We start from the raw sequence: 19,114 nt of genomic DNA, 5'->3' as shown, positions 1-19,114 counted from the left end.
TTTCCAAAGAAACCGAAGTCCATACAAGACAGTGAAGCTGACACTACATCATCGGGCCAAAACCCTAGTAGCGTTGATATACAGACGTTGATCCATCGAAATGAACCAAACCGCCCACATATCTCTTCAGTTACTAAATTTTCAAAGAGCGTCGAGACAAAATCAACCGAGAGCGCCAAACTACCTAGCGCAACCCGCCAATCCTACCTCAGAATTTCTAGCCGCTTCCCTTCCCAAGACATCCGCCCCAGTCCGTTCCGCGTCCCAGCAACCGCCTCAGCAGCGCCGGTGAAGGGGTATTTACGGTTAGAGGCTCAGACCCGCAACCCCTTTTTTTGGCTTTTGTCATCTTTTTTTCAAAAACCCGTATTTTTACGGAATATTAAAGGGTTAGGGGAAATTATGCCAAGATTTACCGCCCCGCGCGCAACAATATTGCCCGCCCCTAATACGCCCCTCTCCTACATCTTGGGTTATCCACAGAGTTACCCCCAAGAGAGGGTAAAATCAGCGCGTCCAGCCCGACTCAAACCCGGCGACTCTGTCCAATGGGGCGCCATCTCAGCGCCAACAGCCCCAGAATCACGGCCAGATACACCAAGGGTTCGATTTGAAAGCCTTTGCTCAGCCAGAGGAAATGCACCGCCCCCAGCACCGCCACCCCATAGGTCAGCCGATGCAGGGCCCGCCATTTCGGCCCCAACCGCCGCACCGACCAGTCATTCGACGTTAGCGCGAGCGGGATCATCAAAAGGAACGCGGCAAATCCAATTGTCACATAGGGCCGTTTGACAATATCCGCCCAGATCTGCGCCAGGATCTGCACATCAAGCACCAGCCAGACCAGAAGATGCCACGCCACATAAGAAAAGGTCAGCAATCCCACCGCGCGACGAAACCGGATCAGGTTCACTCCGACATGTCTACGCAACGGCGTGATACACAGCCCCAAGATCAAGAGCTGCAACGCGACCTCGCCCAGCTCGCGCTCCAACGCCTTGATCGGCTCCGCCCCCAGCCCGCCGGTGAGCCCCAGATAAAACGTCCATACCCCCGGCATCAGGCCGATCAGCCACACCGCCCAGACCGGCACCCGCCGGGCCAGACCGTTGATCTGGTCCCGTAGCATCAAAAGTTCTTTTTCAGATCCATCCCGGCATAGAGCCCCGCCACCTCATCGGCATAGCCGTTGAACATGAGCGTGGGCACGCGCGGCGAAAACAGCCCGCCGCCGATCTGCCGTTCCGTGGCCTGCGACCAGCGCGGGTGATCCACCTCGGGGTTCACATTACTATAGAACCCGTATTCGCGCGCATTGGCCTTGTTCCAGCTTGTCGGCGGCTCTTTGTCGGTCAGGGTAATGCGCACCACCGATTTGATCGACTTGAACCCATATTTCCATGGCACCACAAGGCGCAGCGGCGCGCCGTTCTGATTGGGAATGTCGCGGCCATAGATACCCGTCGCCATGATCGTCAGCGGATGCAGCGCCTCGTCCAGCCGCAGCCCCTCGACATAGGGCCAATCCAGCACCGGAAAGCGGACACCCGGCATTTCATCGGGGCGCAGCACCGTCTCGAAGGCGACGTATTTGGCCTCGCTCTGCACCCCAGCCAGATCCAAGAGATCCGCCAGTTCAAATCCATTCCAGGGAACCACCATCGACCAGGCCTCGACACAGCGGAACCGGTAAAGCCGCTCTTCAATGGTCATCTTGGCCATTATCTCGTCAAAGGCATAATCACCCGGGCGGCCCACCAGCCCGTCAATGGTCACGCTCCAAGGGCTGACGGTCAGCGTCCGGGCATTGCGTGCCGGATCGCCCTTGTCGGTGCCGAACTCATAATAGTTGTTATAAGTGGTGATGTCGTCCCAGCTATTGGGCGTCAAAGCCTCGGCTTCTGTCTCGGCCTGCGCGCTCCGGGCCGTCAGGCTCAGACCCACCCCGGCCGCCACCCCGGCGATCATCTGGCGGCGATTGAGAAACGCCGCCTCGGGCGTCACATCCGTGTCACTCAGCGTGTTTGTCCAGCGATGGGCCATGTCAGTTCTCCTATGGGTTCCCCAAGTATATAGAGACAGACACGGTTCCCGCCACCGAAGGGTTTCAACATCCGGTCACAATACCGCGTCCGGATTGTAACTTGGCCGGATCTTGTTGAACGCAATCGACGTGCCATCCGCCTGCACCAGTCGTACATGCCGCCGCCGCATCAGGCGCGGTTCGGCCACACCGACCGAATGGGCGATGGTCTCAACCTCTTTGATCACCGATTTGGCATAATTGGCGACCTTCAGGTATTTGTCCTCGACCACCAGACCGCGCTGCAAATGGGGATCATGGGTGGTAATGCCGGTCGGACAGGTATTGCGATTGCACTTGAGCGCCTGAATGCAGCCAAGGCTGAACATAAAGCCACGCGCCGAGGCAACAAAATCTGCGCCTGCGCAAATCGCCCAGGCCACATCGCCGGGATTGATCAGCTTGCCCGCCGCAATCATCCGGATACGATCCTTGAGACCATAGCGATCCCGCAGATCGACCATCCGCGGCAAGGCATCGCGAATGGGCATGCCCACCAGATCCATCAAAGGCATGGGCGCGGCCCCGGTGCCGCCCTCTCCACCGTCAATGGCAATGAAATCCGGCGCGCAATCCGGCCCACGCGCGATGATCATTTCAAACAGCGGCTCCCAGGCCTCGGACGAGCCGATCACTGTCTTGAAACCGACAGGGCGCCCCGTGACCTGCCGGATATGGCCGATCACATCCAGCAACTCGCCATAGTCATTGATGTCAGCGTGACGGTTGGGCGAAATGCTGTCCTTGCCCAGTTCGATGCCGCGAATGGCGGCAATCTCTTTGTTGACCTTTTCGCCGGGCAGGATGCCGCCCTTGCCGGGCTTGGCCCCCTGCGCCAGCTTCAGCTCAAACATCTTGATGCAAGGATTGTCCGACACCTCGCGCAACCGCGCATCGCTGAGGTTACCCAAAACATCCCGCACGCCGTATTTCGCCGTGCCAATCTGATAGACCAGATCGCAATTGCCCACCAAATGAAACGGGCTGAGCCCGCCCTCACCGGTGTTCAGCCAGATACCCGCCTTGGCCGCCCCCCGGCTCAGCGCCTCAACCGCCGGGCGCGAAATCGCGCCATAGCTCATGCCCGAAATGTTGAAAATTGACTTGGCCATATAAGGTATCGCCGCCGTCGGCCCGATCTGCATCGGCGCGGTGATGGCGAATTGATCGTCCAGCGGCGGAAACACCGCAGGCACAAAGATAGGCGTGCCCGGCACCCCCAAATTCCGGGTCGAGCCAAAGGCAATCGTGTTGCCCGCGCCCTTGGTCGCATGGCTCACCCAATCGCGCTGCGCACGGTTGAACGGCATCTCTTCGCGGTCCATGGCAAAGAAATACTGCCGGAAAAACTCGCCCAGTTTGGTGAACAATCCTCGGAACCGGCCAATCACTGGATAGTTGCGCCGGATCGCGTCGCCGGGCTGCGTGCGATCCAGCACGTAGAAGACCCCTATCGCCAACACGACCGCCCCAATGGCAAAAACAAACAGCAACGCCAGAAACTCTAGGAACTGCGTCAGAATACCCATCTCAAAACTCCAATACCCCGCCCGCGCCCAGCCGACGCGCCTCGCGCGCAACCTGCGCCATTCCAGCGCGTCAAACAAGCTGACAAAGGGCAGTTTTGCCCAATGTTTCATCCTGTCAGGGCCAACATCAGGCCATTTGCCTGCCCCCCGCCATTGCCACGGGAAACCCGGCTGAAACACCCACGCCAGGCGGGATAATTGCCGCCAATTCACAAAAACGTGACTGGAAATTTCAGCACGCTCCGGCTTAGCGGACGCGCCAAAAAGGTCAAACCGCGTCGGCGGAAAACCCCTATGAACCAAAACGCGCAGCGCCCCGTAAGCCTCGCATGATCCCGACAACGGGGTCATGGAAACCGACACTTAAACGGAGACGCACACCATGTTTCGCAGAACCTATCTCGCTCTGACCGCCGCCGTGCTGATGGCCGGTCCTGCCTTTGCCGAGACCAAAGGCAAAGACATCGTCGACATCGCCGCCGGCAACGAGAGCTTCTCGACCCTTGTCGCCGCCGTTCAGGCCGCAGGCCTTGTTGATACGCTCAAAGGCGAAGGCCCCTTCACCGTCTTTGCCCCAACCAATGAAGCTTTTGCCGCCCTGCCTGCAGGCACGGTCGAAGACTTGCTCAAGCCCGAGAACAAGGATCAACTGACTGCGATCCTCACCTATCACGTGGTACCGGGTAAGGTGATGTCGGGCGATCTCTCGGACGGGATGACCGCCACCACCGTGCAAGGCACGGATGTGACCATCGGCACCACGGACGGTGTCACCGTCGCCGGGGCCAAGGTCGTGCAGGCCGATATCGAGGCCAGCAACGGCGTGATCCACGTGATCGACACCGTGATCCTGCCGGAATAATCCCCCCCTCACGGATGGCAAAAGCGGGGCGGCTAAATGGCCGCCCCGTACCCGTTAGACGTGCTGCGCGCCGTTGATCTCGATCTCGGTGCCGGAAATATAGGACGACCCTTCGGAACACAGGAAAAAGATTGTGTTGGCCACCTCGTCAGGCTCACCCAGCCGCCGCATCGGGATGCTTTCGACCAGCTTATCCGTTCCGGGCGACAGAATGGCGGTGCGTATCTCGCCCGGCGCAATCGAATTCACGCGCACCCCAAGCGGTCCGAAATCATGCGCCATCTCGCGCGTCAGCGCCACCAGCGCCGCCTTGGATGTGGCATAGGCCGCGCCCGCAAAGGGATGCACCCGGCTTCCAGCAATCGAGGTGACATTGACCACCGCGCCGCGCGCCGCCGCCAATTCATCCCGCAAACTGCGCGCCAGCACGACCGATGCAAAGAAATTGACGTGAAACACCTGCCCCCAGGTCCGCAGATCCGTGCTGAACGTATCCAAGCGTTCACCCTCCGGCCCTTTGGGCGAAATCCCCGCATTATTAACCAAGGCATCCAGCCGTCCACCCAGCCGCTCGCGCAGCACCTCGACCTTGGCAATCACATCATTCGGGTCCGACAAATCCATCTGAATATGGTTCTCCGCGCCCCCGCCCCAGGGGCATTCCGCCGGAAACGGCTGGCGCGAACAGGTGATCACCCGCCAGCCCGCCGCATTGAACCGCCGCACCGTGGCATGCCCGATTCCCCGGCTCGCCCCCGTCAACAAAAGCGTCTTGGTCTCGGACATGCTACACCTCTTTCGGTCGCGGATTTCCTTGGGCCCAACCCTAGCGCTTTGCGGCTCACCCGCAACGGCCCTTGGCACCACCCCGCGCAGATTGTAATGAGAGACGCAACCCCGCGTCGGAGACCAGCATGAAGGCCAGAGACATGAATCGCGACTGGATCGCCACCGCCCGCACCCTCTCCGAGGCCCTGCCCTATCTGCAACGCTACACCGGCGCCATCGTGGTGATCAAACTTGGTGGCCACGCCATGGGCAGCGATGAGGCGATGGACACGTTCGCCCGCGACGTGGTGCTGATGCGACAGGTCGGCGTCAATCCGGTCATCGTCCATGGCGGCGGCCCGATGATCAATCAGATGCTGGAAAAGCTGGCGATCAAATCCGACTTCGTGAATGGCAAGCGCGTGACCGATGCCGCCACCATGGACGTGGTGGAAATGGTGCTCTCCGGTCAGGTCAACAAACGCATCGTGGCCGCGATCAACGGTCAAGGCGGGCGCGCCGTCGGCCTCTCGGGCAAGGATGCAAGGCTCATCACCTGCACGCCCTCGCATCCCGATCTGGGCCTTGTGGGCGACCCCTCCGAAATTGATCCCACCATCCTGCACACGCTTTTTGCCGCCGGGATGATCCCCGTTATCGCCCCCTTGGGCGCAGGCGAGGCGGGCGAGACCTATAATATCAACGGCGATACCGCCGCTGGTGCCGTGGCCGCCGCCCTCAAGGCCGACCGCCTGCTCCTGCTGACAGATATCGACGGCGTGCGTGATGCCTCAGGACAGGTCGTGACCGAACTCAGCGCCGAGCAGATCCGACAGATGACGCGCGACGGCATCATCGCGGGCGGCATGATCCCCAAGACCGAAACCGCCCTTGCCGCCATCGACGGCGGCGTGCGCGCGGTGGTCATCCTCGACGGTCGCGCGCCGAACGCGACGCTGCTCGAGCTTTTCACCGAACATGGCGCGGGGTCGCTGATCCGTGGCACAAATACACCCCGCGTGCCACGCTCAAGCTATCCGGGCCAGTCCTGAGCGCGGCGCGTGTCCCCCCTGCCCCCGGCGCTCTATGACCTTGCCGCCGCGCATCACCTAACCCTGTCCGGCGCGCTGCATCTGGCATCTGGTGACGTGCCCGGCCATAAAACCCTGGTGCTCCTCAGCCCGGCAGAGCCGGGCTTCTGGCCGCATTTCACCACTACTCCGGAATATCTCGACGGCGCGCGCGACCCGATGAACCGCTGGTCTATCCGCGTCATCACCGCCATGGCCGATGCTCTTGGTGCCACCCCGCTTTTTCCGTTTTCCGGCCCGCCGCGGCAGCCCTTCACCGATTGGGCGCGCCGCAGTGGCCGTGCTTGGCCTTCGCCCGTCGGCCTCTTGGTGCATGACGCGGCGGGGCTCATGATCTCTTATCGCGGCGCATTGGCCTTTGCGGATCGCTTCGCGCTTCCGCCCACCGGCCCGCGCCCCTGCGACAGCTGCGCCGATCAACCCTGTCGCAGCGCCTGTCCGGTGGAGGCGCTGATCCCCGAGGCCTATAACGTCCCGGCTTGCAAAGCCGATCTCGACCGTCCCGGCAACGACTGCCGCGCGCGCGGCTGTGCCGTGCGGCGCGCCTGCCCGCTCAGCCAATCCTATGGCCGACGCGAAGAACAATCCGCCTTTCATATGGGATATTTCGGATGAAGACGCTTATCCTCATGCGCCACGCCAAATCCGATTGGGGCGATCCACGTCTGCCCGATAGTGCCCGCCCCCTCAACGCGCGCGGGTGCCGTGCGGCAACCGCCCTCGGCCATTGGCTCCGCACCCAAGACCTCGCCCCCGATCAAATCCTCTGCTCCTCTGCTGTGCGCACCCAGGAAACCTGCACCCGGCTCAAGCTTGATGCCGCACCGGACCTGCACGACGCGCTCTATTTGGCCGAGGCCGATGAGATGCTGACAGTCCTGCGTCGCGCCACCGGCAGCCTTGTCCTCATGCTGGGCCATAACCCCGGCATCGCAGAATTCGCGGCCCTGTTGGTCGCCACCCCCCCGGATCACGAGCGGTTCGACGATTATTCCACTGGGGCCACACTCATCGCCCGGTTCGATATCGCCGACTGGGCCGCGCTCCAGCCCGGCAGCGGCACCGTGTTGCAGTTTCTCACGCCGCGCGACCTGCCATAAACGGCCTATGCAAACGCCCGTCTTTATCGGATCAGAGATCTATCGCGGCTCCTCCTACGGGGCGCGCCACCCCCTTTCCATACCGCGCGTGCCCACCGTGATCGACCTCTGCCGTGCTCTGGGCTGGCTGCCACCCTCGCAATACCGCATCAGCCCGCGCGCCAAACCACAGGCGCTGACGGCGTGGCACAGCCCGGCCTATATCGCCGCCCTGCAAGCGGCTGAAACATTGGGCCAAGTCTCGCCCGAAATCCGCACCCGCCACCAGATCGGCACGCTGTCCAATCCGGTTTTCCCAGAGATGTTTCGCCGCCCCGCCACCGCCGCCGGTGGCTCGCTTCTGGCCACCGAACTGCTCGCACATGGCGGCGTGGCCTATAACCCCGGCGGCGGCACCCATCATGGCATGGCCGATCACGCAGGCGGGTTTTGCTACCTCAACGACCCGGTGCTGGCGATCAAGGCGTTTCTCGCCCAAGGTCTCAGCCGCATCGCCTATGTCGATATCGACGCGCATCACTGCGACGGGGTGGCCGCCGCCTTCCACGGCGACCCCCGCGTGCTGATGATCTCGACGCATGAGGCCGGGCGCTGGCCCTTCACCGGTACACTCGACGACCGCGCGGGCAGCCATGCCATCAACCTGCCCCTGCCCCGCGCCACCAATGACAGCGGCTTTGCCATGGCCCTGCACGAGGTCATTCTTCCAGCGGTGCAAGCCTTCAGCCCTCAGGCGCTGGTCCTGCAATGCGGTGCCGATGCCGTGACCGAAGACCCGCTGTCGCGCCTTGCGCTCTCCAACAACGCCCATTGGGAGGCGGTGGCGCTCTTGCGCCCACTCGCCCCGCGCCTGCTTGTGTTGGGCGGCGGTGGCTATAACCCTTGGACCGTGGGCCGCCTCTGGTCCGGGGTCTGGGCCACCCTCAACAATACTGAAATCCCCGACCGCCTGCCCGAACCGGCCCGCGCCATTCTGGCGGCTCTCTCATGGTCCCGCCGCCCCGCGTTCCCCGACGAGCCCCTCATCGACACGCTGCGCGACGCCCCGCGCCCCGGCCCCATTGCAGATGACCTGCGCGCCTCGATCCAACGCCTGCGCGCGCGCCGCGCCGCTTGGGTCTAAACGCAAAAGGGGCCGCAAAACTGCCGCCCCTTTCATCTGGCCCAAAATACCTCGGGGGAGTCCCGGACTTGCTCCGGGACGGGGCAGCGCCCCCACCCCTGCTTTAATGCCCCAGAATCTGGCTCAGGAACAGTTTGGTGCGGTCCGACTGCGGATTGTTGAAGAACTCTTCCGGTTCGTTCTGCTCCACGATCTGTCCCTGATCCATAAAGATGACCCGGTTCGCCACCTTCCGCGCGAATCCCATCTCATGAGTCACGCAGAGCATGGTCATTCCCTCTTCGGCCAGTTGGATCATCGTATCCAGAACTTCCGAAATCATCTCGGGATCAAGCGCCGAAGTCGGCTCGTCAAACAGCATGATCCGGGGCCGCATGCACAAACTGCGCGCAATCGCCACCCGCTGCTGCTGGCCCCCCGACAGCTGGCCGGGATATTTATTGGCCTGCTCGGGGATTTTGACCTTTTCCAGGAAATGCATCGCCACTTCCTCGGCCTCGCGCTTGGGCGTCTTACGCACCCAGATCGGGGCCAGCGTGCAATTCTCCAGAATTGTCAGATGCGGGAACAGGTTGAAATGTTGGAACACCATGCCAACCTCGGACCGGATCTTGTCGATATTCTTGAGGTCATTCGACAAGAGCGTGCCATCAACCGTGATCTTGCCCTTCTGATGCTCTTCCAGCGCGTTGATACAACGGATGAGCGTGGACTTGCCCGATCCCGACGGCCCCGCGATGACGATCCGCTCGCCCTGGTAGACGGTCAGATCAATGTCGCGCAGCACATGAAATGCGCCATACCACTTGTTCATCTTGGTTATCTCGACGGCAACCTGATCCGAGACATTCATTTGTGTTTCAGCGGCCATGATGATGACCCTCCTTACCGATGATCCGTGCGAAGCTGACGCTCCAGCCACTGGGAATATTGCGAGATACCGTAGCAGGTGATGAAGAACAGGACGCAGGCAAAGCCAAACAGCTCCCAATAGACCCCGTTCCATTCCGCAGAGGCCAGAATCGGACCCCGGATCATGCCCACGATGTCAAACATCGAAATGACCGAAACCAGCGTCGTATCCTTGAAGAGGCCCACCGCCACGTTAACGATACCGGGGATCGAGATCTTGAGCGCTTGGGGCAGGATGATAAGTTGCATCGCCTGCGCATAGTCCAGACCCAGACTGTCCGCCGCCTCGTATTGCCCGCGCGGCAACGCCGCGAGGCCCCCCCGGATCACCTCGGCAATATAGGCCGAAGAGAACATCGTGATCATGATGATCACCCGCAGGATCAGGTCGAAATTCGTCCCCGGCGGCAGGAAGTACGCCAGCACCACATTGGCCACGAACAAGAGCGTGATCAGCGGCACACCGCGAATGAACTCGATAAAGACAACGCAGATCCACTTGATGATCGGCATGCTCGATTGCCGCCCAAGCGCCAGCAGAATGCCCAACGGCAAAGAGAGCGACACACAGACCACGCCCAGCATCAGGTTGATCATGAACCCGCCCATATCGCGCGAGGCCACGGCCTCGATGGCCAGCACATTCTCCATCGGTCCGGTTACATAACCTGACAGTATCCAGAATATGAGCGCTGCCACAAACGCCGCTATCACCGCAACACCGGCGTTGACCGTCACGACGCGGCTATAGACAACCGCGCCCACCAGCACGCCAATCAAGGCAAAGACTGGCACCATCAAGGACCCGCCCCAAATCAGCCAATAGGCGATGAATGGGTAAAGCCCTGTAAAGATCAGCATCTTGCGTGGGAACACCTTGCCAAACAGCACGGGTGCGGCGGCTATGAACAGCAGCACAAAGGCCAGCCCCGGACGCCAGTAAAGCTCGGATGGGTATTTGAACCCGAACAAAAGCTGGTTCCAACGCTCACTCAGCACCGCGAAACAGGCCCCGGTCTTGCCATCCAGAATCTCACGACAAGCTGACAGGCTCGGGCTGTCCCAGACACCGTTCAGAAACCACGGTGTCGCAGAGATCACAATCTGAAACACCACATAGGCCGACACAACCGTCAGAAGTGCATTGCCCGGCGAGGAAAACAGGTTCTCACGCAGCCATTTGATGGCCCCCGTTTGCGTCGCAGGGGGCGGCGCTTCGGGCAGCATGTGCTTGCGCACAAAGGCGAATTGATCACGGCCCATGCTCAACGCTCCTTCAACTTGATCGAGTTGTTGTAGACGTTCATGATCGCCGAAATCGCGAGGCTGATCGTGAGATAGAACAACATCAGCATCAGCACGCATTCAATCGCGCGCCCCGTCTGGTTAAGCGTGATCCCCCCCAAGGTGCCCGTCACATCCATATACCCCACGGCAATGGCGAGCGACGAGTTCTTGGTCAGGTTCAGATACTGCGAAATCAGTGGCGGAATGATCACCCGCAAGGCTTGCGGCAGGATCACAAGGTTCATGATCCGGTTGGGCCGCAGGCCCAAGGACGCCGCCGCTTCGGTCTGGCCCTTGCTTACCGCCTGAATACCCGCGCGCACGTTCTCGGCGATGAAAGCGCCGGTATAGATCGCCAGCGCGAACCACAGCGCAATCAGAGAGCCGCGAATATGTAGCCCGCCGTCAAAGTTGAAGCCCTTGAGCGCAGGATAATTCAGGCTGATCGGCTGACCCAGAACAAAGTAGATCAGGATCGTCGGCACAAACAGGATAACCAACGACGGCCAGCCCATCGGCAACAGCCGCCCGGTGTCATACAGCAATTTGGTTGCATAGCGACGATAGGCAAAGACGCCAAAGATCGACGCAAGGAACGTCAGCACCACCACCAACGATCCCGGTCCCCAGACCGGCGCCGGCGTGTAGATCCCCCGGTTGGTAAAGGCAAAGGCGTCGAACAGCATAGATGCATCTGCGTTGTCGCCCCTAAACTGGTTGGGCGAAGGCAAAACCGCCGTCATCACGGTAAAGATGATGAGGATCCAGATCAGCACCGGAATGTTGCGAAAGATCTCGACGTAAAAGGCCATCAACTTGCGCACCAGCCAGTTGGGCGAGAGCCGCAGCACACCGGCCGTGACCCCGAAAATCGTCGCCGTCGCACAGCCAAGGAAGGCCACGATCAAAGTGTTGATCACGCCCACCAGAGAGGCGCGCAAATGGCTAGACTGACTGTCGTATTCAATGGGCCGCTGATTGATGTCGTAATTCGCTGGATTACTCAGAAACCCAAACGAGATATTCTGCCCCTGCGCCGCAAGGTTGTTGACAAGATTGGCCCCGAGATAGCCAAGCAACAACATCAACAGAACCAGAGCGATGAATTGGAAAGTGTAAGAGCGATACCGTGTATCGTAAATCAGCATAGAAAGCTGAAACGACGCCTTGGGAGGGTCGGTCATCGTTGTCATCTTGGGTTTCCCTGTGTTTCGACCCGGATTTTTATCGGCATCGCTGCCGTGGGCCGATTTTTAAGTAGTCTACTGGTGAAAAGGGCGCGGGAATTTCCCGCGCCCTTCGTCAGGATCGCTTACCGGAACGGCGGGGCATACATGATGCCGCCCTGCGTCCACTGCGCATTCAGACCACGGGCCAGACCGATCGGGGTCTTTTCGCCGATGTTCTTCTCGAAGATTTCGCCATAGTTGCCACCGACGGAAATCGCGCGCTTGGCCCAGTCATTGTCGAGGCCGATCATCGCGCCCAGCTCACCTTCGGTGCCGAGGATACGGTTGATCTCCGGGTTTGCACCGGCTGCGGCAGACAGCTCGCCGATATTCGCCGAGGTGATGCCCATTTCTTCGGCAGCCACGAGCGCGTAGAACGTCCAGCGCACGATATCACCCCAGTCGTTGTCGCCATGGCGCACGAGCGGGCCGAGCGGCTCTTTCGAGATGATTTCCGGAAGGATCACGTGATCGCCGGGATTCTCGAACGCAGCGCGCGTGGATGCCAGACCCGACGCGTCGGTCGTGTAGGTATCGCAGGCACCAGCCAGATACTGCTGCTGACCTTCGGCATTGGTCTCAATCGGCACCGGCTCGTAGCTGATGTTGTTGGCGCGGAAGAAATCCGCAAGGTTCAGCTCGGTGGTGGTGCCAGTCTGGATGCAGACCGTTGCGCCGTCCAGCTCTTTGGCAGAGCTGACGCCCAGCGACTTGGGCACAAGGAAACCCTGACCGTCATAGTAGTTCACGCCGACGAAATCGAACTTGAGGTCGGTATCGCGCGAGAAGGTCCAAGTGGTGTTGCGCGCCAGCAAGTCGATCTCACCCGAGGCAAGCGCTGTAAAGCGGGTCTTGCCGGTGGTCGGCACGAATTCAACGGCATTTCCATCGCCCAGCACAGCGGCGGCAACAGCGCGGCAGATCGCCACGTCAAAACCTTCCCAAACACCGTTTGCATCGGGGGCGGCAAAGCCCACGAGGCCGGTGGTCACACCACAGTTCAGCTTACCGCGGGCCTTCACGTCATCCAACGTGGCAGCCGCAGAAGCGCCAGCCGCAAGGCCGGCCACCGTCAGCGCGCCCAAAAATACGGTTTTTTTCATGTTTACCTCTTCCTGATTATCCGCCCTTCAAGAGCGGTTTGTCCGGCCAATCGGCCCATTGTGACACTGTTGGCAGGGCTTTCACCCCTCTCAGTGACGCCAAGTTTGTGTGGATTCATCATGAAACGTCAAGTCTTTGTTCACGAAACCATATGGCAAAACCCGGCGAAACCGGCCCCTGCCGTTGCGTCAGTCGCTTGGCGGTCAGACTGACTGATCCTTACGCGAAAGATCATAAAACCGCTTGGCATGGATAAAGTCAGATTGTTTCCTTGCGGCCATCTCTTCCGCCTCTTCATCGCTACCCCATTGCTCTGCCTGCCAGGTTTCATCGACCCGAGACAGGTCCCAGAGCGTTTTAACGGGGTAAAACCCATCCAATGCCGCAAATCCTATCACAAGCGACCCACTCAGGCTCACAAGGTCGTGAAAGGCCGTCAAAGCCCAAATGTCCAGCGCATCCACATGTGCCCGCAACCGTGCCATTGCCTGCACATCCTGCGGCACATGCACCACGCCCTCAACCGCAAGCAGCTTTGCGGACAGGACCGATTCGGTCCAATCGAGCAGCGGATTCCATGCCGCTGCCTGTTTTTCGACCAGTTCGCTGGGGCTCACTGCCCGATAACAGATCAGATCACTGTCGCCATAGGCGGCCAGCATCTCGGCCACTTCGGACTTCTGATGTGCCACCTTGTCGATGGCCGCATTGGCCGACCGGGTAAAAGGCATGGTGCCGGGGTCGATCTTGCCTTCTTGCGCGTCCCACTCCGCGGCGATCGCCTCGGCCAAGGCCCGCGTCGGCACGCTCAGCACCGCCTTGGCCGGGGTGCGCACCGCGCGCCCGTCTAGCCGCACGCCGAACCCGTCGCCCTCTTCGACAACGCCCGCCTCTGTCCAGAACCGCTTGACTTTCCATTCGCTCATCGTCTACCCCCAAATCCGCGCCAAAGCCTCGGGGAGCGCGCGGAAATCCTGCACGATTTCGCGGGCGGCCCCCAGCGCTTCGGGCCGGTGATACCCCCAAGAAACACCGATGCCCGCAATCCCCGCCGCCTGCGCCATGTCCATGTCGAAACTCGTATCGCCCACCATAACCGCATTCTCTGGCGCAACCCCGGTCTCTGCCAGCGCCGCCCGCAGCATCGAGGGATGCGGCTTGGAGGGATGATGATCCGCCACCTGCCGCGTCACGAAGTAAGACCGGAGACCATGGCCCTCCAAGAGTTTGTCCAGACCTCGCGCCGATTTGCCCGTGGCGACCCCCAACAGGGTTTCCGGCACCGCATGCAGCGCCTTCAACGTCTCAAGCGCGTGGGGATAAAGCGGCGAAGAGGCTTGCACGCCCGTCTCTGCCCGCAAACCCATATAGGCCTCTTTATACCACGCCACGATCCGCGCGTGGACATCGCCGGGCAATTGCGGCGCCAGTCGCGCCACCGCCACATCCAGCGACAGACCGACAATGCCCAAAATCACCTCGCGCACAGGTGCCGGTTCCCCGGCCCGATCAAACGCCGACCGCATCGCCGCCAGAATGTCACCTTGGCTGTCCACCAGCGTGCCATCGACATCAAAGATCACCAGACGCAAGGGACGGCTCATGCCATATCCTCTAGCGGGTCCTCCGGCGCTTCGGATGGCACCCACTGAAACAGGTCCCAAGTCCGCGCCATATGCTCGGGCAATGGGGCTGTGATGTGCAGAATGGCCCGTGACACCGGATGCTCGATCTTGAGCGACCGCGCGTGCAGATGCAACTTGCGGCTTACATCGCCACCCAGTTGCGCGCCCCAGCCATCGCCCAGATTCTCCTGCCCTGATCCGCCATATTTGCCATCGCCCACGATGGGATGCCCGATCTCGGCCATATGTGCGCGCAGCTGATGCGTCCGCCCCGTCACCGGAATCAGCGCCATCCAAGCCGTGCGCGCGCCCGCCGCTTCGATCACCGCATAATCGGTGGTCGCAGGCTTTGCCCCCGGCGTCGCGTCAATGTCGCGCGGATGCAAGCACAGCATCTTCTCGCCCTCGCCCTTGGCCCCATGCCCCGGCGCCTTGACCAGACCAAAGCGAATGGTGCCCATACGCGGCGTGGGCACGCCCGCCACGGCCGCCCAGTAAATCTTGCGCGTGTTGCGATGCCGGAACGCCGCCGTCAGCCCCTTGGCCGCCTCCCGCGTGCGCGCCAGCAACAAGACGCCCGATGTGTCCTTGTCCAAGCGATGCACCAGACGCGGCTTGTCCTCGGCCCCAAAGCGCAGCGCCTCCGCCAACCCGTCCACATGCCGCAATTGCTTGCTGCCGCCCTGCACCGGCAGACCCGGAGGTTTGTTCAGGGCGATGATATGGTCATCGCGGTAAATCACGCAGGATTGGATCATCTTGGCATCCGCCGGGCTGATCCGCGCCAAAGCTCCTGTCGGGCGCTCATCGGTATCGGGCAACGGCGGAATACGCACACTCTGCCCAACCTCAAGCCGCGTCGCGGGTTTTACCCGCCCGCCATCGACCCGCAGTTCGCCTTTGCGGCACATCTTTTCGATCTGCACTTGCCCCACATGCGGAAACAGCCGCCGAACCCAGCGATCCAACCGCTGATCGCCGTCATCCGGTCCTACAATCCGTGTCTGCACTCCGCTCATGCGAAAAACCCCCGCGCCAGCCAGACGCCCAAAATCAAGGCCCCGATGGACAATCCCACCGACAGGCCGACATATCCCAAAGCCGCCATCGCCTGCCCCCGCTCCCAGAGCATGAAGGCCTCAAGCGAGAACGCCGAAAACGTCGTGAAGCCACCCAAAAGGCCCGTCATGACCAAGGGGCTAATCTGCCCGGCACCCCGCTGTGCGAGGATCACCACGGCCAGCCCCATCAGAAAGGATCCGATAACGTTAACACCAAGCACGCCAACCGGGAAACCCGGCGCAGCCAAGCGCTGTGCCAAGAGCACCACGCCATAGCGCAGGCACGATCCAATCGCGCCCCCCACGGCCACCTGAAGGAATGCGGACATCATGCCCGCGTCTGTCGCGCGCGCCCGGTCAATTGTCAAGCGCGGCCCCCGGATCTGCCGCTCAGCGCGCCAGACCTGCACAAATTCGCAGGATTTTGTAAGGTTCGTACACTGCGCGCTCAGCCGCCTGCGCGCCGCGCCCAGCGCAACTGCGCCTCCGTTTCCACCGCACAGGGCCGGATATGGCGCAACCTCTCCAATGCTGCATTAGGATCCTCGCCCTGCGCGATCATCAACCGCAGGGCCACCATCCCCGATCTGCCACAGCCCCCCCGGCAATGCACCAGAACCCGCCCGCCCCCGGCCAGCGCGCGCGCGATATCTTGGCTGGTCTTAGTCCAGGCTTCGATCTGGCTTGTGTCCGGCACGCCGTAATCCGGGATCGGAAACGCCACCCAACGGCTCCCCGCCTCTTGCACATCATTGCCAAATGTTTCGGCCCCCGCGCTCAACATCTCGGCTGGCATGGTCAAGGACACCACAAGCGCTGGTTTCCAGTCGCGGATATGCGCAAGGTCGGCGGCATAGTCACCCCCCGCCCCCGGCAGCGGCGCAAGCGCTAGAGTGCCCCCGCCAACCCGGAGCGCGTAGATGATGAAATCATCCATAAAGTAAACACCTTGATGACAAGCGTTCCGTCACATCTGTCCAGCTTTGCCAGATTACCCACAAAAAGCAAGGTGGACGCCTCCGCCCCCTCGCCTTACGTTACGAAGGCATCCGAATCCTGCAAAGGCACCCCATGTCCGACACCCCGACCCCCGGCTATCAGGTTCTCGCCCGCAAATACCGGCCCGAGACCTTTGCCGATCTGGTCGGTCAAGATGCGATGGTGCGCACACTCAAGAATGCCTTTCAGGCCGACCGCATCGCGCAAGCCTTTATAATGACAGGGATTCGCGGAACCGGCAAAACCACAACGGCGCGCATCATCGCCAAGGGCATGAACTGTATCGGTCCCGATGGGCAGGGTGGCCCCACGACCGAACCTTGCGGCCAATGCGAACATTGCCGCGCCATCATGGAAGGGCGCCATGTCGATGTGATGGAGATGGACGCCGCCAGCCGGACCGGCGTGGGCGACATCCGGGAAATCATCGAGAGCGTGAATTATCGCGCCGCCTCAGCACGTTACAAGATCTACATCATCGACGAAGTGCATATGCTCTCGGTCAATGCGTTCAACGCCCTGCTCAAGACGTTGGAAGAGCCGCCCGCGCATGTGAAATTCATCTTCGCCACCACCGAAATCCGCAAGGTTCCGGTGACGGTGCTATCGCGCTGCCAACGCTTTGACCTGCGCCGCATTGAACCCGAGGTGATGATCGCGCTCCTGCGTCGCATTGCCGACCGGGAAGGCGCGCAGATCACCGATGACGCGCTGGCCCTCATCACCCGCGCGGCAGAGGGCTCTGCCCGCGACGCCACCTCTTTGCTGGATCAGGCGATTTCCCATGGTGCAGGGGAAACCACGGCGGATCAGGTGCGCGCCATGTTGGGGCTGGCGGATCGTGGCCGGGTGCTTGATCTCTTTGACATGATCCTGCGCGGCGATGCGGCCGGGGCGCTCTCGGAACTCAGCGCGCAATATGCCGAAGGGGCCGATCCACTGGCCGTGCTGCGCGATCTTGCCGAGATAACCCATTGGATCTCTGTTGTTAAAATAACGCCCGACGCCGCCAACGACCCCACAATCGGCCCCGATGAACGCGCCCGAGGTCTGGACATGGCCACCGCCTTGCCGATGCGCGTGCTCACCCGGATGTGGCAAATGCTGCTCAAAGCGCTAGAGGAAGTGGCGCAATCACCCAACGCGATGATGGCCGCCGAAATGGCGGTGATCCGCCTCACTCATGTGGCCGACCTGCCCACGCCCGAAGACCTCGTGCGCCGCCTCCAAGACGCGCCGCCCAATGGCCCGGGCGGCGGCGGCGGCCCCCGCATGCAGGCCAACCCACCCCAGAGCACCCATGCTCAGGCTCACACCCATGCGCCCACCCATTCCGGTCCCTCGGGTCCGGTCTCGCAAGGTGCTGTGTCGCCTATGCTGGCCACAGACCCGGAAGAGGTGCTGTCCCGCTACCCCAGCTTTGAGCATGTGCTGGAGCTGATCCGCGCCAATCGCGACGTCAAGCTCCTGCTCGAGGTCGAAGGGCATATCCGCCTTGCCAACTATCGCCCCGGCCGGATTGAATTCACCCCCACGACCGATGCCCCCGGCGATCTGGCACAGCGTCTGGGCAGCGCGCTACAACGCTGGACCGGCAATCGTTGGGCCGTCACCTTGGTGAATTCGGCCACCGCCCCTACCATTCTCGAGGCGCGCAATGCCGCCAAAGATGCGGCAGAGTCTGACGCCCGGCAGCATCCGCTGGTGCAAGCAGTCTTTGCCGCCTTTCCACGGGCAAAGATTGCGCGGGTGAAAACCGAGAAAGATATCGCATCCCATGCCGAGACCGAGGCCCTGCCCGAGGTGGACGAGGAATGGGACCCTTTCGAAGAGGATTGAACACCGCACCGCTTGCCTGTCGCCTTAAGACCGCAGATATGCTTAAAGGCGGCAACGTCATTCAATGGCCCGCCCTGCGGGCCAAAACCACAGGAGATTACAGCATGTTCAAAGGTTTGGGCCAAATGGGCGACATGGCCAAGATGATGAAGGCCGCGCAGGAAATGCAAAAGAAAATGGCCGCGCTGCAAGAGGAAATGCACACGATCATGGTGACGGGCGAATCCGGCGCAGGTCTGGTCAAGGCGACCTGCTCTGCCAAGGGGGAGCTCAAGGCGCTCGATATCGACCCGTCGATCTTCAATTCCGATGACAAAGAGGTCGTCGAGGATCTGATTCTTGCCGCGATCAAGGATGCCCAAGCCAAGGCCTCGGCCCGTGCCCAAGAAGAAATGGGCAAGATCACCGAGGGCATGGGCCTGCCCAAAGACATGAAACTGCCCTTCTGAGACGCGGTTTCTTTTTGGCATAAATACTCAAAACCCCAACGCTTGCCCCCTGA

General features: G+C 61.3%; 20 protein-coding genes. 7 read left to right on the top strand and 13 right to left on the bottom strand.

All coding sequences use genetic code 11. From position 1 onward, the window contains the following. Positions 1-526 precede the first annotated feature (526 nt). The 3 genes from msrQ to ACLGGT_RS10290 form a co-directional block, all read right to left on the bottom strand. Positions 527-1,129: a protein-methionine-sulfoxide reductase heme-binding subunit MsrQ gene (gene msrQ / locus ACLGGT_RS10300; protein WP_219436342.1), complete on the bottom strand. Its 603-nt coding sequence runs from the start codon at positions 1,127-1,129 to the stop codon at positions 527-529. After that, positions 1,129-2,043 (bottom strand): protein-methionine-sulfoxide reductase catalytic subunit MsrP, encoded by a 915-nt coding sequence (gene msrP / locus ACLGGT_RS10295; RefSeq protein ID WP_437195966.1) that lies wholly within the window; start codon positions 2,041-2,043, stop codon positions 1,129-1,131. Before msrP ends, msrQ begins: the two co-directional genes overlap by 1 nt. A 75-nt stretch (positions 2,044-2,118) precedes the next feature. Continuing rightward, positions 2,119-3,612 carry an FMN-binding glutamate synthase family protein gene (locus ACLGGT_RS10290; protein ID WP_081508569.1) on the bottom strand — a complete coding sequence of 498 codons (1,494 nt, stop codon included), beginning with the start codon at positions 3,610-3,612 and terminating at the stop codon, positions 2,119-2,121. A 382-nt stretch (positions 3,613-3,994) separates the two neighbouring features. On the opposite strand from ACLGGT_RS10290, the gene ACLGGT_RS10285 reads away from it, so the two are divergent. Next, positions 3,995-4,474, top strand: coding sequence for a fasciclin domain-containing protein (locus tag ACLGGT_RS10285; RefSeq protein WP_437195965.1), 480 nt, complete (start codon positions 3,995-3,997; stop codon positions 4,472-4,474). A gap of 54 nt (positions 4,475-4,528) precedes the next feature. Here ACLGGT_RS10285 and ACLGGT_RS10280 read toward each other — a convergent pair whose 3' ends face one another. Beyond that, the gene (locus ACLGGT_RS10280) at positions 4,529-5,260 is read right to left on the bottom strand and encodes an SDR family NAD(P)-dependent oxidoreductase (RefSeq protein WP_151978207.1); all 732 of its coding nucleotides are present in this window, start codon (positions 5,258-5,260) and stop codon (positions 4,529-4,531) included. Between the two features lie 128 nt (positions 5,261-5,388). Here ACLGGT_RS10280 and argB point away from each other — a divergent pair, with 128 nt between their 5' ends. The 4 genes from argB to ACLGGT_RS10260 are packed head-to-tail and all read left to right on the top strand — an operon-like array spanning position 5,389 to position 8,556. Next, on the top strand, positions 5,389-6,294 hold the full coding sequence (argB, locus tag ACLGGT_RS10275) for an acetylglutamate kinase (RefSeq protein ID WP_008281692.1): 906 nt from the start codon (positions 5,389-5,391) through the stop codon (positions 6,292-6,294). Positions 6,295-6,303: 9 nt separating this feature from the next. Continuing rightward, a complete protein-coding gene (locus ACLGGT_RS10270; protein ID WP_437195962.1) occupies positions 6,304-6,948 on the top strand; it encodes a ferredoxin in 645 nt (214 codons plus the stop codon). Then, on the top strand, positions 6,945-7,433 hold the full coding sequence (locus ACLGGT_RS10265) for a SixA phosphatase family protein (protein ID WP_437195960.1): 489 nt from the start codon (positions 6,945-6,947) through the stop codon (positions 7,431-7,433). Before ACLGGT_RS10270 ends, ACLGGT_RS10265 begins: the two co-directional genes overlap by 4 nt. 7 nt (positions 7,434-7,440) lie before the next feature. After that, on the top strand, positions 7,441-8,556 hold the full coding sequence (locus ACLGGT_RS10260) for an acetoin utilization protein AcuC (RefSeq protein ID WP_437195958.1): 1,116 nt from the start codon (positions 7,441-7,443) through the stop codon (positions 8,554-8,556). Between the two features lie 103 nt (positions 8,557-8,659). On the opposite strand, the gene ACLGGT_RS10255 is transcribed toward ACLGGT_RS10260, so the two are convergent. The 9 genes from ACLGGT_RS10255 to ACLGGT_RS10215 form a co-directional block, all read right to left on the bottom strand. Then, the gene (locus tag ACLGGT_RS10255) at positions 8,660-9,427 is read right to left on the bottom strand and encodes an amino acid ABC transporter ATP-binding protein (protein WP_008281687.1); all 768 of its coding nucleotides are present in this window, start codon (positions 9,425-9,427) and stop codon (positions 8,660-8,662) included. Positions 9,428-9,441: 14 nt separating this feature from the next. Then, positions 9,442-10,731: an amino acid ABC transporter permease gene (locus ACLGGT_RS10250; protein WP_008281686.1), complete on the bottom strand. Its 1,290-nt coding sequence runs from the start codon at positions 10,729-10,731 to the stop codon at positions 9,442-9,444. Positions 10,732-10,733: 2 nt separating this feature from the next. Next, entirely contained in the window at positions 10,734-11,948 is a 1,215-nt protein-coding gene (locus ACLGGT_RS10245; protein ID WP_008281685.1) for an amino acid ABC transporter permease, read from the bottom strand. 119 nt (positions 11,949-12,067) lie between these two features. Further along, positions 12,068-13,087, bottom strand: a complete 1,020-nt coding sequence (locus tag ACLGGT_RS10240; protein ID WP_008281684.1) for an amino acid ABC transporter substrate-binding protein — start codon at positions 13,085-13,087, stop codon at positions 12,068-12,070. A gap of 204 nt (positions 13,088-13,291) precedes the next feature. Then, positions 13,292-14,014 (bottom strand): ATP12 family chaperone protein, encoded by a 723-nt coding sequence (locus ACLGGT_RS10235; protein WP_437195955.1) that lies wholly within the window; start codon positions 14,012-14,014, stop codon positions 13,292-13,294. Positions 14,015-14,017: 3 nt separating this feature from the next. Continuing rightward, the gene (locus tag ACLGGT_RS10230; protein WP_081506865.1) at positions 14,018-14,692 is read right to left on the bottom strand and encodes an HAD-IA family hydrolase; all 675 of its coding nucleotides are present in this window, start codon (positions 14,690-14,692) and stop codon (positions 14,018-14,020) included. Continuing rightward, positions 14,689-15,732: an RluA family pseudouridine synthase gene (locus ACLGGT_RS10225; protein WP_008281681.1), complete on the bottom strand. Its 1,044-nt coding sequence runs from the start codon at positions 15,730-15,732 to the stop codon at positions 14,689-14,691. The genes ACLGGT_RS10230 and ACLGGT_RS10225 overlap by 4 nt, the downstream gene beginning before the upstream one ends. Further along, complete coding sequence (crcB, locus tag ACLGGT_RS10220) at positions 15,729-16,106, bottom strand: fluoride efflux transporter CrcB (RefSeq protein ID WP_037298150.1); 378 nt, start codon at positions 16,104-16,106, stop codon at positions 15,729-15,731. Before crcB ends, ACLGGT_RS10225 begins: the two co-directional genes overlap by 4 nt. Positions 16,107-16,222: 116 nt before the next feature. Next, entirely contained in the window at positions 16,223-16,711 is a 489-nt protein-coding gene (locus ACLGGT_RS10215; RefSeq protein ID WP_437195954.1) for a phosphatase domain-containing protein, read from the bottom strand. Between the two features lie 134 nt (positions 16,712-16,845). On the opposite strand from ACLGGT_RS10215, the gene ACLGGT_RS10210 reads away from it, so the two are divergent. Both ACLGGT_RS10210 and ACLGGT_RS10205 read left to right on the top strand, forming a co-directional pair. After that, positions 16,846-18,612, top strand: a complete 1,767-nt coding sequence (locus tag ACLGGT_RS10210) for a DNA polymerase III subunit gamma/tau (RefSeq protein WP_437195953.1) — start codon at positions 16,846-16,848, stop codon at positions 18,610-18,612. Between the two features lie 104 nt (positions 18,613-18,716). Further along, positions 18,717-19,061, top strand: a complete 345-nt coding sequence (locus ACLGGT_RS10205; protein WP_037273999.1) for a YbaB/EbfC family nucleoid-associated protein — start codon at positions 18,717-18,719, stop codon at positions 19,059-19,061. Positions 19,062-19,114: the final 53 nt, after the last annotated feature.

Source organism: Roseovarius sp. MS2 (assembly GCF_051447875.1).
GTDB lineage: Bacteria > Pseudomonadota > Alphaproteobacteria > Rhodobacterales > Rhodobacteraceae > Roseovarius > Roseovarius mucosus_A.
The sequence above is the reverse complement of the archived record's forward strand: the minus strand, read 5'-3'. Positions and strand labels throughout refer to the sequence as shown.

Coding starts and splice junctions, on each gene's coding strand:
- ACLGGT_RS10205 (WP_037273999.1), top strand. CDS start 18,717: ATGTTCAAAGGTTTGGGCCAAATGGGCGACATGGCCAAGATGATGAAG.
- ACLGGT_RS10280 (WP_151978207.1), bottom strand. CDS start 5,260: ATGTCCGAGACCAAGACGCTTTTGTTGACGGGGGCGAGCCGGGGAATC.
- ACLGGT_RS10245 (WP_008281685.1), bottom strand. CDS start 11,948: ATGACAACGATGACCGACCCTCCCAAGGCGTCGTTTCAGCTTTCTATG.
- ACLGGT_RS10235 (WP_437195955.1), bottom strand. CDS start 14,014: ATGAGCGAATGGAAAGTCAAGCGGTTCTGGACAGAGGCGGGCGTTGTC.
- ACLGGT_RS10265 (WP_437195960.1), top strand. CDS start 6,945: ATGAAGACGCTTATCCTCATGCGCCACGCCAAATCCGATTGGGGCGAT.
- msrP (WP_437195966.1), bottom strand. CDS start 2,043: ATGGCCCATCGCTGGACAAACACGCTGAGTGACACGGATGTGACGCCC.
- crcB (WP_037298150.1), bottom strand. CDS start 16,106: ATGATGTCCGCATTCCTTCAGGTGGCCGTGGGGGGCGCGATTGGATCG.
- ACLGGT_RS10230 (WP_081506865.1), bottom strand. CDS start 14,692: ATGAGCCGTCCCTTGCGTCTGGTGATCTTTGATGTCGATGGCACGCTG.
- ACLGGT_RS10210 (WP_437195953.1), top strand. CDS start 16,846: ATGTCCGACACCCCGACCCCCGGCTATCAGGTTCTCGCCCGCAAATAC.
- ACLGGT_RS10255 (WP_008281687.1), bottom strand. CDS start 9,427: ATGGCCGCTGAAACACAAATGAATGTCTCGGATCAGGTTGCCGTCGAG.
- ACLGGT_RS10285 (WP_437195965.1), top strand. CDS start 3,995: ATGTTTCGCAGAACCTATCTCGCTCTGACCGCCGCCGTGCTGATGGCC.
- ACLGGT_RS10250 (WP_008281686.1), bottom strand. CDS start 10,731: ATGGGCCGTGATCAATTCGCCTTTGTGCGCAAGCACATGCTGCCCGAA.
- ACLGGT_RS10260 (WP_437195958.1), top strand. CDS start 7,441: ATGCAAACGCCCGTCTTTATCGGATCAGAGATCTATCGCGGCTCCTCC.
- ACLGGT_RS10215 (WP_437195954.1), bottom strand. CDS start 16,711: ATGGATGATTTCATCATCTACGCGCTCCGGGTTGGCGGGGGCACTCTA.
- ACLGGT_RS10290 (WP_081508569.1), bottom strand. CDS start 3,612: ATGGGTATTCTGACGCAGTTCCTAGAGTTTCTGGCGTTGCTGTTTGTT.
- msrQ (WP_219436342.1), bottom strand. CDS start 1,129: ATGCTACGGGACCAGATCAACGGTCTGGCCCGGCGGGTGCCGGTCTGG.
- ACLGGT_RS10225 (WP_008281681.1), bottom strand. CDS start 15,732: ATGAGCGGAGTGCAGACACGGATTGTAGGACCGGATGACGGCGATCAG.
- argB (WP_008281692.1), top strand. CDS start 5,389: ATGAAGGCCAGAGACATGAATCGCGACTGGATCGCCACCGCCCGCACC.
- ACLGGT_RS10240 (WP_008281684.1), bottom strand. CDS start 13,087: ATGAAAAAAACCGTATTTTTGGGCGCGCTGACGGTGGCCGGCCTTGCG.